Annotated in this window: 14 protein-coding genes; 8 read left to right on the plus strand and 6 right to left on the minus strand. The window is 72.4% G+C overall.

What is annotated here, in order from left to right; translation table 11 throughout:
• Window positions 1–296 precede the first annotated feature (296 nt).
• Window positions 297–530 carry a DUF397 domain-containing protein gene (locus tag AB0H71_RS00830; protein ID WP_067649835.1) on the plus strand — a complete coding sequence of 78 codons (234 nt, stop codon included), beginning with the start codon at window positions 297–299 and terminating at the stop codon, window positions 528–530.
• Window positions 531–678: 148 nt separating this feature from the next.
• On the plus strand, window positions 679–1,635 hold the full coding sequence (locus AB0H71_RS00835) for a helix-turn-helix transcriptional regulator (RefSeq protein ID WP_357013389.1): 957 nt from the start codon (window positions 679–681) through the stop codon (window positions 1,633–1,635).
• 262 nt (window positions 1,636–1,897) lie between these two features.
• On the opposite strand, the gene AB0H71_RS00840 is transcribed toward AB0H71_RS00835, so the two are convergent.
• The 4 genes from AB0H71_RS00840 to AB0H71_RS00855 all read right to left on the minus strand — a co-directional run bounded on the left by AB0H71_RS00840 (window position 1,898) and on the right by AB0H71_RS00855 (window position 4,237).
• Window positions 1,898–2,128 (minus strand): hypothetical protein, encoded by a 231-nt coding sequence (locus AB0H71_RS00840; protein WP_357013392.1) that lies wholly within the window; start codon window positions 2,126–2,128, stop codon window positions 1,898–1,900.
• 610 nt (window positions 2,129–2,738) lie between these two features.
• On the minus strand, window positions 2,739–3,392 hold the full coding sequence (locus AB0H71_RS00845) for an NAD(P)H-binding protein (RefSeq protein WP_357013395.1): 654 nt from the start codon (window positions 3,390–3,392) through the stop codon (window positions 2,739–2,741).
• A 39-nt stretch (window positions 3,393–3,431) separates the two neighbouring features.
• Entirely contained in the window at window positions 3,432–3,941 is a 510-nt protein-coding gene (locus AB0H71_RS00850) for a DUF2599 domain-containing protein (protein WP_357013397.1), read from the minus strand.
• A 47-nt stretch (window positions 3,942–3,988) separates the two neighbouring features.
• Window positions 3,989–4,237, minus strand: coding sequence for a hypothetical protein (locus AB0H71_RS00855; RefSeq protein WP_357013400.1), 249 nt, complete (start codon window positions 4,235–4,237; stop codon window positions 3,989–3,991).
• 283 nt (window positions 4,238–4,520) lie between these two features.
• Here AB0H71_RS00855 and AB0H71_RS00860 point away from each other — a divergent pair, with 283 nt between their 5' ends.
• The 3 genes from AB0H71_RS00860 to AB0H71_RS00870 all read left to right on the plus strand — a co-directional run bounded on the left by AB0H71_RS00860 (window position 4,521) and on the right by AB0H71_RS00870 (window position 8,607).
• Window positions 4,521–5,747, plus strand: coding sequence for a lipase family protein (locus AB0H71_RS00860; RefSeq protein WP_357013402.1), 1,227 nt, complete (start codon window positions 4,521–4,523; stop codon window positions 5,745–5,747).
• A gap of 214 nt (window positions 5,748–5,961) precedes the next feature.
• Complete coding sequence (locus tag AB0H71_RS00865; protein WP_357013404.1) at window positions 5,962–7,404, plus strand: lipase family protein; 1,443 nt, start codon at window positions 5,962–5,964, stop codon at window positions 7,402–7,404.
• A gap of 141 nt (window positions 7,405–7,545) precedes the next feature.
• The gene (locus tag AB0H71_RS00870; RefSeq protein WP_357013406.1) at window positions 7,546–8,607 is read left to right on the plus strand and encodes a fused (3R)-hydroxyacyl-ACP dehydratase subunits HadA/HadB; all 1,062 of its coding nucleotides are present in this window, start codon (window positions 7,546–7,548) and stop codon (window positions 8,605–8,607) included.
• A 3-nt stretch (window positions 8,608–8,610) separates the two neighbouring features.
• Here the strand turns inward: AB0H71_RS00870 and AB0H71_RS00875 are convergent, their stop codons facing one another.
• Window positions 8,611–9,138 carry a DUF3558 family protein gene (locus AB0H71_RS00875; RefSeq protein ID WP_357013408.1) on the minus strand — a complete coding sequence of 176 codons (528 nt, stop codon included), beginning with the start codon at window positions 9,136–9,138 and terminating at the stop codon, window positions 8,611–8,613.
• Window positions 9,139–9,555: 417 nt separating this feature from the next.
• Here AB0H71_RS00875 and AB0H71_RS00880 point away from each other — a divergent pair, with 417 nt between their 5' ends.
• From AB0H71_RS00880 to AB0H71_RS00890, 3 genes are all read left to right on the plus strand, one after another.
• Window positions 9,556–10,413: a DUF5753 domain-containing protein gene (locus tag AB0H71_RS00880; protein WP_357016075.1), complete on the plus strand. Its 858-nt coding sequence runs from the start codon at window positions 9,556–9,558 to the stop codon at window positions 10,411–10,413.
• A 151-nt stretch (window positions 10,414–10,564) separates the two neighbouring features.
• The gene (locus AB0H71_RS00885) at window positions 10,565–11,383 is read left to right on the plus strand and encodes a SigB/SigF/SigG family RNA polymerase sigma factor (RefSeq protein WP_357013410.1); all 819 of its coding nucleotides are present in this window, start codon (window positions 10,565–10,567) and stop codon (window positions 11,381–11,383) included.
• A gap of 91 nt (window positions 11,384–11,474) precedes the next feature.
• Window positions 11,475–11,882, plus strand: a complete 408-nt coding sequence (locus AB0H71_RS00890; RefSeq protein WP_357013412.1) for a DUF3052 family protein — start codon at window positions 11,475–11,477, stop codon at window positions 11,880–11,882.
• Between the two features lie 23 nt (window positions 11,883–11,905).
• Here the strand turns inward: AB0H71_RS00890 and AB0H71_RS00895 are convergent, their stop codons facing one another.
• Window positions 11,906–12,724, minus strand: coding sequence for a SigB/SigF/SigG family RNA polymerase sigma factor (locus tag AB0H71_RS00895; protein WP_357013414.1), 819 nt, complete (start codon window positions 12,722–12,724; stop codon window positions 11,906–11,908).
• Between the last annotated feature and the right edge of the window lie 96 nt (window positions 12,725–12,820).

The raw sequence follows: 12,820 nt of genomic DNA on the forward strand, positions 1-12,820 counted from the left end.
CCGGATCCGCCACGATCGCGGATCGTTTGCGGCGCCGTGCCTTTGGGTTGCCCCGCGGCGGGCGGGGCACTCCCCGGGTGTGGGAGTGCGGGATCGGGTCGGTAAGGGCACTTGATCGCCAGATCCGGCCTGGCAGTGGCGACGTGGGGGTAAACGCCAGGTCAACGACGTTCCCCGAGACCGCCCCCGACCCCGGCGCCCGTGCTACAGTCCGGATTGTGGGTGCAGATGCAAGAACGTTTGCGTGTGCATCTGCAAATTCTGGCGATCTGTCGTAGGAAAACAGGAGACGGAGAATGTCTGCAACATCGGTGCGTGCAACGGAGCGGCCGGCCGACGACGCGTGGAAGAAGAGCACCTTCAGTAATCCGAGCGGGAACTGCGTGGAAGTAGCGGAGACCAGCAACGGCCTGGTGGCGGTGCGCAATTCGCGGGAGCCGGACGGCGCGGTGATCTACTACACCCGCCCGGAGATCGACGCCTTCGTACGGGGCGCGAAAGCGGGAGAGTTCGACTATCTGACCGCCTGAGCGGTAGTATTGGCGATCGGTGCGGTGTGCCCCACGGCTCGAAGGGTGTTCGGCGAGTAAGGCTGTTCGTGCAAACGAGAAAACAGCGGTAACTCGGAGCGGTGGTGGCACACTGTGGGCTATCCCCGAGTATCGGAGAAGAACCTCCATGATCGCTGAACCCGACGGCTTCGACGAATCCGACGGCACACCCGGCCCCGGCGGCCTCGACGGCGCCGCGGCCCCCGGATCGAGCGGCCGCGGCAACCCCGCGCCCGATCGCGGGCCCACCGTGCTGCGCATCGCGCTCGGTGGCCAGCTCCGCAAGCTCCGGGAGCACAAGAACATCACGCGTGAGCAGGCGGGGGACCACATCCGCGGTTCGCACGCGAAGATCAGCCGGCTCGAGCTGGGGCGCACCGGTTTCAAGGAACGCGACATCCGCGATCTGCTGACGCTCTACGGCGTCACCGATCGCGCCAGGCGCGACGAATTCCTCGAGCTCGCCCGGCAGGCCAACGAGCCGGGCTGGTGGCACCACTACAACGACCTGCTGCCCTCCTGGTTCGGCACCTACCTGGGGCTGGAGCAGGCGGCGAGCAAGATCCGCACCTACGAGGCGCACCTCATTCCCGGGCTGCTGCAGACCTCGGACTACACCCGCGCCGTGGTCTCGCTCGGCTACGAGGACGCCAATACCGACCGCCGCGTCGACATGCGGATGCGCAGGCAGGACATCCTGACCCGCACCGACCCGCCGGTGGTCTGGGCGGTCGTGGACGAGGCGGCGCTGCACCGCCCGGTCGGCGGCCCCGCCGTGCACCGCGCGCAGATGGAGCACCTGATCGAGCTCGCCGCGCTGCCCAACGTCACGCTGCAGGTGCTGCCCTACACCGCGGGCGAGCACGCCGCGGCGGGCAGCTCGTTCAGCATCCTGCGCTTCGCCGAGCAGGAGCTGCCCGACGTCGTCTACCTCGAGCACCTGACCAGCGCGCTGTACCTGGACCGCAGGCAGGATCTGGCGCTGTACCTCTCGGTCATGGACCGGTTGAGCGTGCAGGCCGCGACGCCGGAGGATTCGCTGAAGATCTTCGCGGAGTACGCCGAGAAGGTCGACCCGCGCTAGCAGCTTTCTCCCAGACCAGCGCCGCACCGGTGGAGACCGGTGCGGCGCTGGTGTTCTCGGCCGCCTGGGTCGCGCGTCGGTGGGGACGCGCGCGGTACGCCGAAGTCCTGTTCGGTTGTGGCCGGGCACCCACCGGACCGTTCGTGACGGTGGCCGGAGCAGGTGCCGGGCCCGGGCAGCCGGCGCGGCGGCGGATCGGCGCCGCCGCGCGGATGCGGCACCCGCCCGCGCCGGGCTCAGCGAGCCGCGCGGGCGGAGCGGATCACGGTGTCAGGCAGGTGGCGGCGATCCGCCAGAAGGTGTCCGGCTGCAGCGCCTCGACATCCCAGTCGTCGGAGAGCGCGTGCGCCGTGCTGACGATGCGGTCGATGTCGAAGTCGGCGCGGGTGGCCGCCCCCGTCGATTCGACCGCGTGGATGACGAAGGCCGTCGCGGACTCCCGCGTGCCGATCATCGCTGCCTGTTGCCCGTGCCGGGCCGAGAAAGTACTCATGATCAAACCGTTCGCCGGCCCGTCGGCCAGTGCGATCCCGGCGGCGCCGTCGCGATCGCCGTGTAGTGGTGGATTCATTCGATAACCCCTTACCTCCGACGGCAGTGAACACCCGGCAACAATCGCCGGCCACTCCCTGCCGTGGCCTCCCTGTGTCCCCTGTCGAGCGTTGCGCGACCGAGTTTAGGGCTGCGCGCCTTTCAAATGCAAGCACATCTGTACATCCGCCTGACTGTCGGAAAAACCGGCCAAAACGTTACGGACCAGTAATTACGCGTGGTAAAGGGCGGTCGGAGGGTCAGTTTTCGGTGGGCATCCGGGGGCTGCACCACGAGTCTTTCAGATCTTCGATTCCCCTGCTGCGGGGTCCTACGGCCGGAAATATTCCGGTCGAGAACCGCGCGCTCGCTGATTTGCGCCGGTCGAAACCGGATCGGTCACGAAGCTAATTCGGGAATAGAGTTATTCGGACGGTTGACCAGTTACCCGGAGCGCTCGGTATCCGGTATTGGCTCGGTGCGCGCCCAGGCGAATTGCCGGGAAAGGCGGCAGACCTTTCCGCTTTATTTGCCCGGAGAAAGCCGGGCGCGCACCGACGGCTATTCCGGAGTTACCGAAGTGCGGTGAGCGCCGCCGCGATGGGAGTTTCCCCGGCGACCACTTCCAGGGTTGCTCCGGCCGTCTCCGGGGCGTCGAGCAGCGCCAGCAGCACCGCCGCGACGTCGGCGCGCGGGATATCGGAGCGGCCGACCCGTTGCCCGATCGTGACCGAGCCGGTGGCCGGGTCGTCGGTCAGCCGGCCCGGCCGCAGCACGGTCCAGTCCAGGTCGCGGCCGCGCAGATCCTGCTCGGCCTGGGTCTTGGCCTCCAGGTAGGCGCGCCAGACCTCGTCGGTGCCGGCGGGGGCGGGCTCGCCCGCGCCCATGGACGAGATCTGCAGGAAGCGGCGCACGCCGGCGGCCTCGGCGGCGGTGGCGGCGAGCACCGAGCCGTCGCGGTCCACCGTGTACTTGCGCGCGGCGCCGCTGCCCGCCCCGGCGCCCGCCGCGAAGACCACGGCGTCGGCGCCGTCGAGCGCGGCGGCGAGCTGCCCGGGGTCGGTGTTCTCCACGTCGAGCAGCACCGGCCGCGCGCCGGTGGCGGCCACCTCGGCCGCGTGCGCCGGATTGCGGATCAGCGCCACCGGCTCGTCGCCGCGCTCGCTGAGCAGCCCCGCCAGCAGCAGGGCGATCTTGCCGTGTCCACCCACCAGGACGACACGCATGGTGATCTCCTTCCGGTTCGCCTCGCCCGGCGCCGGAGATCAGCGCTCCGGGCCGCCGGGATTACAGGCCGCCTGCACCACCGCGTCGTAGCCGACGGCCGGACGCCAGGGTTCCAGATTCCAGCTCGGCTTGGTGGGAGCGGCCAGCCGGGCCCACACCCAGTGGCAGCGGAACTGGTCGTACATGCCGGGCGTGTCGGCGTCCGGGGCGGCGGTGAGCACCTCCAGCCAGGCGCGGTTCTCGGCGCCGGGGAAGGGGGTGCGGCGCCCGGCCTCGGTGGGGAAGACGAGCAGCCGGGCACCGTCCTCGTTCGCGGTCCACTCGGTGCGGTCGATGAGCGGCTGGCCGGCGTAGGGGTCGACGGTGGGCAGCCCGGCCGCGGTGAGCCCGAGCTGGGGCTGGGTGGTGCTGGGGGTCGGCGCGGCCGTGCTGGCCGGGGCCGTCGTTGTGCTCGAGACCGCGGCGGCCGGTTCGTCCGCGCCGCACCCCGCCGTGAGCGCGGCGGCGGCCAGTACCGCCGCGAATAATCCGCGTACCCGCCTCGACACGCTCCGGTCCTCCCCGTTCGGCACCCGGCGAGCCTAGCGGGTGCGGGTCAGTGCCAGAGCGAGCGGCAGGGCAGCCTGCGCAGCTCCGGGCGCACCTTGCCGTCCACCGTCACGGTGAGCCCGGCCTGCACCGCGGCGGAGGTGAACTCCCATGCCTCGGTGTGCGTGGCGGCGTACTCCAGGACCAGCAGATCGTCCGGGTTCGGGCCGTCGAAGTAGACGGTGATCCGGCGGGTGGGAACCTCCTCGGTGCCGACGAGTGGGTAGCGGGCCGTGCTGGTGACCGTGCTGTCCATGACGCCGTCTCCTTCCCGGCGCCGGAATGCGACGCCGCCCCTCGACGGTAAATCCAGCACCATGGCCGGGAACATGTTCCGCGGCCCGGCTTGGACAACTCACAGCCCCCTCCGAGGCCGGTGTGGCGTTGTCACGAGGAGGACCAGCGGCGACCCGCGCTCGGTTCACAGCGAAATCGCCCGGGCGTTGTGACGTGTCGGTATGTTGTCATCGCGCTGATCGGGCCGGGGTCTTTGCGAACAATGATGGTCGGTAGCTCGGAGCCAGGGGAAGGCAGAGGACATGGGTCGTACGCGGGTCATTCGGCGGGGATCGCGCAGACGGGTGGTGGTGCTCGTCGCCGCCGCCATCGGGCTCGCGCTGGCCGCACCGCCGGGCGCCGCCGCCCCGCTCTACCCCGAGCCCGACCCCGACCCCTTCTACGCCACCCCGGCCGATATCGCCGAGCTGGCCCCGGGCGACGTGATCGCGGCGCGGCCCATGCCCGCGCTGCCCGCCTTCCCGGAGACCGCGGTGACGGTGGTGCGCTTCCGCTCCACCAGCTCCGAGGGCGAGCCCATCGCGGCGACCACCACCGTGCTCACCCCGCGCGGGCACCGGCCGGACGGCCCGCTCCTCTCCTACCAGCACATCATCAACGGCCTCGGCTCCGAGTGCTCGGTCTCCCGGGTGCTCTACACCGCGGACCCGGATCTCACCGTGAAGGAGGCGCCCGCGCTGAACATCGCGCTGGCCAGGGGCTGGAGCGTCGCGCTGCCGGACCACCTGGGCCCCAACTTCGCCTACGGCGCCGCCAAACTCGGCGGCATGATCACCCTGGACGGCATCCGCGCGGTCCGGCAGGTCGGCGAGCTCGGCGTCGGCGGCTCGCCGGTGACCATGGCCGGCTACTCCGGCGGCGGCATGGCCACCGCGTGGGCGGCCGCGCTGGCCCCGCGCTACGCGCCGGAGCTGGCGATCGCGGGCGCCGCGATCGGCGGGGTGCCGATGAACCTGGTGGCGATGATGGAGCAGCTCGGCTTCGCCGCGCACCCGGTCTTCGGGCTGGCGCTGGCCGCCGGGCTCGGGCTGGAGCGCGAGTACCCGGACCGGTTCCCGCTCAGCGAGCAGCTCAACGACCGCGGCCTCGCGGCGCGCGCGGCCATGGCCAACAGCTGCACCAACGGCATCCTCGTCGCGGGTGCGGGCCGCGGCGTCATGGACTTCGCCCGCACCACCTCCATGATCAGCAGCCCCACCGCCCGCGCGGTGGTGGAGGAGAACAGCCTCGAGCTCTACGACGGCGTGCCCGCCACGCCGATCTACGAGTGGCATTCGCCCATCGACGGGCTCATCCCGATCGACGCCATCGTGCGGACCGACCGGCGCTGGTGCGCGGCGGGCACCCCGCTGCAGGCCGAGCTCACCCCGGTGCCGGACCACCTCACCGCCGCGGTGCTCGGCGTGCCCGGCGCCTTCGCCTGGCTGGAGGGGCGCTTCCGCGGCGAACCGGCGCCGAGTAACTGCTGAGGCGTGACAAACGGGTCGCGCGAAGGTCTCGGCACCCCTTTTCCGATTGCGAATCGGCGACACGCCCCCAACGGAACGAATACCCGCACCTGCGAGCAACTGCCGTCCTCCACACTGATCTCCCTGGCCTCGGTGCCGGAGGGGGGATTTCGGGGGCCGAAGTCCGGACGTCTCCGGTGCCTTGGCAACGCCACCGCACCCGGGGATGTGTGCCATGCGAATTCGTGCCACTGTCGTCACGTTGCTGCTCTGCCTTCCGCTCGCCGCGGCTCCGGCCGCGCTCGCGGATCCGGCGGCGCCGCCGCCGGCTCCGCCGACGCTGAATCTGCCCGGGCTGCCGCCGATCCCGCTGCCGGTGCTCCCGGCGCCCGCCCCGGCCGCGGGCATCCCGGTGCCGCCGCTGCACGAACTGGTGGACGCGCTGGTGCCCGCCCCGCCGGTGCCGGTGCTCCCGGTGCCCGCCGCCGGGGTCGAGGTGCCCGAGCTGGCACCGGATCTCGCGGCGTTCCGGCAGGCGGTGCTGCCCGCCGCCACCGGTGACCCGCTCTTCGACCGCTGGCCGCTCGACCTCGCCGACCGGCTGCCCGGCGAGGTGCTGGAGATACGCGACATCACCGCGTCGGCGGCGCCGCTGCTGCTGGTGCCGATCCGGCAGGCCACGCTGCTCAAGTTCCGCACCACCGACGCGCACGGCGCGCCCTCCTTCGCCACCGCCACGCTGGTGGTGCCCGCCGCGCCGTGGACCGGTGCGGGGCCGCGCCCGGTGCTGGTGAACAACCTGCCGATCGACGCGCTCGGCAAGCGCTGCACGCCCGGTTACACCATGGCGCACGGGCTCTCCTTCGACACCAATGTCACCGACTTCGTCCCGCCGACCACCGCGCTGGCCGCCGCCCGCGGCTACGCGGTGCTCATCCCGGACCACGAGGGGCCCTGGATGGCCTACGCCGAGCCGGTGGTGGCCGGGCACGCCGTGCTCGACGCCGTCCGGGCCGCGCGCGGCTGGAACCACGAGGAGTTCGCCGGCAGCCGCTTCGCCATGACCGGCTACTCCGGCGGCGCCATCGCCACCCACGGCGCGGTGAAGATGCTGCCCGGCTACGCCCCCGAGCTCGCCGATTCGGTGGTCGGCGCCGCGCTCGGCGGGGTGCCGGCCGACTTCGAGATCCTGGCCCGCAGCATGAACGCCAACCTGGCGTCCGGAGTGTTCATGGCCGCCATCCTCGCCATCGGCCGGGAGCGCCCGGAGATCCTGGACCGGATCAACCACCTGGGCCGCTGGGTGGCGCTCTCGCCGATAAAGGACGAGTGCATCGGGGTCTTCGCGCTGCCCGGGCTGCTGCAGCTGCCGATCGACGTGGCCGCCGACATGGCGAACCCGCTCGGCTCCGAGCTGGCCACCGAGATCTACGAGGTGACCAGGATGCCCGGCATCCGCACGCCGGTGCCGCTCTACATCTACAACGGCGACCAGGAGTTCTGGATCCCGGCCGAGGGGGCGCGCAACCTCTACCGGGAGCAGTGCGCGCTCGGCGCGAACGCCGTCTACCGCGGGGTGCTCGGCGAGCACATCATCGGCGCGGCGACCGGCTACCCGGAGGCGGTGCGCTGGCTGGATCAGCGGCTGCGGGGGGCTCCGGCGATCTCGGAGTGCTGATGTGAGCCTTCGGTGAGCGCCGCCCGCCGATTTGTTGCCCGGCACAAAATCGGCGGCGGCGGCGCGAGCCGGGGCACGGCCGGCGGTACCGTGGGCCGCTCCGGTCGCACCCGGCGGGCGGAGGTCTGTGGAGAGCAGCACATGAACGACAGCACCATCGTCGCCTCCGACCAGGCGAAGGCCCTGGTCGGATCGCGCTTCCGGCTCGCCGACCACTTCGAGGTCGGGCGCGAGAAGATCCGCGAGTTCGCCAGGGCGGTGCAGGACCACCACCCGGCGCACTGGCACGAGGACGCCGCCGCCGAGCTGGGGTACAAAGGCGTCATCGCCCCGCTGACCTTCCCCTCCATCGTGTGGATGCTCATGCAGCGCGCGCTCTTCGACTCGGTGCTCACCGGCTACGACATCAGCCAGATGCTGCAGACCGAGCAGCGCATCCGCATGCACCGGCCGCTGGTCGCGGGCGATGTGCTCGGCTGCGACGCCTGGTTCGAGTCGTTCCGGCAGTTCGGCGACAAGGACTTCCTGGTCAGCCGGAACGTGCTGACCGATGCCGAGGGGCAGGTGCTGCAGACCGCGCACACCACGGTGGTCGCGCAGACCGGCCCGGCCCGGGTCACCGGCTTCGCCGACGCGGTGGACGGCGTGATCATGACCGGCACCTCGCTGAGCGCCCGCACCGGCGCGGCGGCGAGCGTGGCCGAGCCGGGGATCGTGCCGGTCACCGGCGAGCCGGACGAAGCGCCCGGGGTGCACGAGTCGGCGGTGCGCATCCCGCGCACCCGCCCCGCCTTCGAGGAGCTGCGGGTCGGCGACGAGCTGCCCGCCCGCTCCTTCCCGCTCTCCCGCGGCGACCTGGTGAACTACGCCGGGGTCTCCGGGGACACCAACCCGATCCACTTCAGCGACGAGATCGCCGCGGCCATCGGGCTGCCGGACGTGGTCGCGCACGGGCTGCTCACCATGGGGCTCGGCGCGGGGTATGTCACCGGCTGGCTCGGTGATCCGGCCGCGGTCGTCGAGTACGGCGTCCGGTTCAGCGGTTTCGCGCCGGTGGCCGCCGCGCGCGCCGCGTCGGTGCACTTCACCGGCCGGGTCAGGGCGCTCGATCCGGTGCGCCGCTCGGCCACCCTGAGCATCGGCGCCACCTGCGGCGGCAACAAGCTCTTCGGCAAGGCGAGCGCCGAGGTGCTGCTGCGCTGAGCCTCAGGGCAGCGCGGGGGCCAGTGCCTCGGCGGCGCGGTGCGCGAGGTCGCAGGGCGCGGCGAGCTCGGGGCCGGAGGGGCGGGTGTCGACGCGCAGCCGGACCGCGCCGCCGCTCGCCGCGGGCAGCTGCAGGGTGCAGTCGAAGTCGCCCTCGATGAAGCGCAGGGCGGAGCGGCCCGCCACGGTGTCGGTGCCGCCGTCGTGGGCGCCGGGGATGTCCCGCGCGGCCGGGGCCGGCTCGTCGGAGGCGTGCACCCGGAGCGCGGTGGTGCCGTCGCTCCAGCCGCAGCCCGCCCAGCCGCCCTCCGGTGACTGCGCGGTGTCGGCCCGCCTGCTGGCCGGGTCGAATCCGGCCGCGCGGATCAGCTCGGCGGGGAGCCGCAGGCACGGATCCCAGGCCACCACCGCGCGCGCCGAGGTGGTCGCGGCGGCCGGGGTGGTGGCGGAATCGTCGCCGCCGCAGGCGGTCAGCGCGAGGGCGGCGGCGGCGAGCGCCGCGGCGGCGAGGGGGCGGGTGGGACGGCGCACGGGCAACCTGACTGCCGGGGGAGGGGAACCGGGCCGAGAGTAGTGCCGGGCGGAACGGTGCCGGCCGGGGTTCGGCGGGGTCTGGACGAAACCCAGTGCGGGCCCGGCCGCGGTGCCGATCGGTCACAAAGGCCAGGCCGGGGCGATTTCCGCTAGGATGGGCGATTGCCTTGCGGCGGTTCGGATTTCGCTGTGCGTACAGATGTAAGCACAGATGTGCGCTTCGCGGTAAACCGGCGTCGGTGATCGTGGAATCATGTCGGACCCACATGGCAGTATCAGTCCATGCGAGCCTCGCAAGGACGACTCTCCCCCGTGCGGAACAGCGAAATGCGGTACTCAGAAGTGCAATCTTCGGACGAATCGCCCGATCCGGTTCCCGCCCGCGGTGGCGAGGGCGGGCCGACCGCGCTGCGGATGGTGCTCGGCGCCCGGCTCCGCAGGCTCCGGGAGGCCCGCGGCATCACCAGGGAGGGCGCGGGCGAGGCGATCCGCGGCTCGCACTCCAAGATCAGCCGGTTGGAGCTGGGCCGCACCGGTTTCCGCGAGCGCGACCTGAACGACCTGCTCGCGCTGTACGGCGTCATCGACCCCGAGGAGTGCGCCGAGTACCTGGAGCTCGCCAGGCAGGCGAATGCCTCCGGCTGGTGGCACCGGGACAACGACTGGCTGCCCAAATGGTTCGACACCTACCTCGGGCTGGAGAACGCGGCCCGGTTGATCCGCGGCTTCGAGCCGCGCGTCGTGCCCGATCTGCTGCAGACCCCCGAGTACGCCCGCGCGCTCATCGCGCTCGCGCATCCGGGGGAGACCGAGGATGTGATCGAGCGCCGGGTCGCGCTGCGCATGCGCCGCCAGGAGATCCTGGACCGCCCCGACCCGCCGCAGCTCTGGCTGGTGGTCGAGGAGGCCGCGCTGCGCCGCCCGATCGGCGGCTCCATGATCTGGCAGGCACAGCTCGACCACCTGGAGCAGGCGGCGGCGCGGCCGAACGTCACCGTGCAGGTGATCGCCGACCACGTGGGCGGCCCCGCGGTGGCCGACGGCGGCTTCACCGTGCTCCGCTTCGCCGAGCCCGACCTGCCCGACATCGTCTACCTGCAACAGCTCACCAGCGCGCTCTACCTGGACAAGCGCGCCGACGTGGACGCCTACCTCGCCGTGGCCAACCAGCTCTCCGTGCACGCGGCCCCGCCGGAGTACACCCCCGGGCTGCTCGCCGCGCTGCGCAGGCGGCAGCCGGAGATCATGGACCGCCCGGCCGGGGAGCGGTAGTACCGAATACGAAGCGGCCGCGCCGCCGCGCGCTCCGGTAGCGAAGTACCCGTGCCGGATCCGCTTGCCGCTCCGGCCGGGCGGTAGCCGCTGATCATCGCCTCCCCCCGCTGTGCGCTGGTCCGGTGGGGTTCCGGAAAGCGAGGTCGCGATGATTTCGACAGTTCCGCACGACAGCACCACCGCGCGCCGCACCAACCGCGGCAGCGACAGCTACGACGGCATCGAGCCGCTGCTGGAACGGCTCGCCGCCATGGATGCCGGCGACCCCGCTCGCGTCCGGCTGCGCGAGGAGGTCATGCGCCGCTGCCTGCCGCTGGCCGACCACATCGCCCGCCGCTTCACCGGCCGCGGCGAAACCTACGACGACCTGCACCAGAGCGCCTCGCTCGGGCTGGTCCTGGCGGTCGACCGCTACGACCCCGCCCGCGGTACCAGCTTCGTCGCCTTCGCCGTGCCGACCGTCATGGGCGAGGTGCGCAGGCACTTCCGCGACCGCACCTGGGCCGTGCGGGTACCGCGCCGGGTGAAGGAGACCCAGCTGGCCATCGGGCCGACGGTGGAGCGGCTCAGCCAGGAGAACGGCCGGATGCCGACCGCCATCGAGATCGCGGTGGCGCTGAACCTGGACCTGGTCGAGGTCACCCAGGCGCTGCTGGCGGGCAATGCCTACCGCACCAACTCGCTGGACGCCGCCGCCGAGGACGACGAGGGCGGCGGGATTGCGGCCCAGCTCGGCGAGCGGCTCGGCGAGACCGACCCGCACTACGACATCTGCGACGACGCGCTCGCCGTCGCCCCGCTGCTGCGCGAGCTGAGCGAGCGGGACCGGCTGGTGCTGCGGCTGCGCTTCTTCGAGAACTACACCCAGTCGCAGATCGCCGCCGAGCTCGGTGTCTCGCAGATGCACATCTCCCGCATCCTCTCCCGCACGCTCGCCAGGCTCCGCCAGCGCGCCCTGCGCGACTGAACCGGCGGCCTCGATTCCACCGGTTTGAACCGCTCCGGCCGAGGGTAGCTGCGAGATCGCTGATCGGGCGACGAATGGAGGAGCGGTGCCGGTGGACTGGGTGGTGTCGGCGGTGGAGCGATTCGAGTTCGGCCACGGACAGCTGGTGCGCGAGATCGGGTACGCGGCCGACGCCGACCGCGACCTGCGCAGGCGGGTGGAGGTGATCACCGGCCGCTGCCTGATCGGCCCCGGCGGCACCCGCTGCCCGGACGGGCTGCTGGTCTGGCTGCGCGCGGACGGCACCGACCCGGTCGAGCTGCTGCTCGGCTGCGCCGAGGCGATGACCCCGCGCTCCCGGCTCTGGGTGCTCACCCCGAAGGTGGACCGCCCCGGCCACCTCGACCCGCTCGTGGTGGTCGACGCCGCCGGGCGCGCCGGGCTGGACTGGGTGGGCCGGGTCGACGTCTTCGACGACTGGAACGCCACCGGGCTGCGGCTCTTCCGCAGGCAGCGCTGAGGGGAGGTGCGGTCCCGGTGGCCTCAGTCGCGCAGGGCGCGGGCGCGCAGCGTGGCCAGGGTGCGGGACAGGATCCGGGAGATGTGCATCTGCGAGACGCCGAACTCCGCGGCGATCTGCGCCTGCGTCCGGTTCTCGAAGAACCGCAGGTAGAGCACGCGCCGGTCGCGCTCGCAGAGCCGGCGCAGCAGCGGGGCAACGGCGAGCGCGTCGTCGCAGAACTGGAAGGCCGGGTCGGTCGCGCCGAGCGCCGCGGTGACCTGCGCGGAGACGGCGCCGTCCGCCTCGTCGACCGCGGCGTCGATCGGGTTGGTGCGGTAGGCGTTGCTCGCCAGCAGCGCCTGGGTGACCTCGATCAGGTCCAGCTCCAGCTCCACCGCGATCTCCACCGCGGTCGGCATCCGGCCCGAGCGCTGGCTCAGCTTCTCCACCGTCGGCCCGATCGCCAGCTGGATCTCCTTGATCCGCCGGGGCACCCGCAGCGCCCAGGTGCGGTCGCGGAAGTGCCTGCGCACCTCACCCATGATGGTCGGCACGGCGAAGGCCAGGAAGCTGGTGCCGCGGGCGGGGTCGTAGCGGTCGACCGCGAGGACCAGCCCGAGTGAGGCGCTCTGGTGCAGGTCGTCGTAGGTTTCGCCGCGGCCGGTGAAGCGGCGGGCGATGTGGTCGGCCAGCGGCAGGCAGCGGCGCAGGATCTGCTCGCGCAGGGCCGGGCGGCGCGGGTCCTGCGCGGCGAGCCCGGCCAGCTCGGCCAGCAGCGGTTCGATGCCGTCGTAGCTGTCCTGCCCGCGGTTCGCCCTGCGGGCTCCGGTGGCCGGGGCGGGGTCGGTCGGGAGCGTCATGGGCGAACTCGCTTTCGGTGCCGTGCGCTGCCGTGCGCGGAGGTGAGAGCGGTGTGCTCTGCCTACCGCCACCGTGGGCCCGCGCGCGCCAGGCAC

Origin of the sequence: Nocardia sp. NPDC050697 (genome assembly GCF_040654395.1) — a bacterium.
In the GTDB taxonomy this organism is placed as follows: domain Bacteria; phylum Actinomycetota; class Actinomycetes; order Mycobacteriales; family Mycobacteriaceae; genus Nocardia.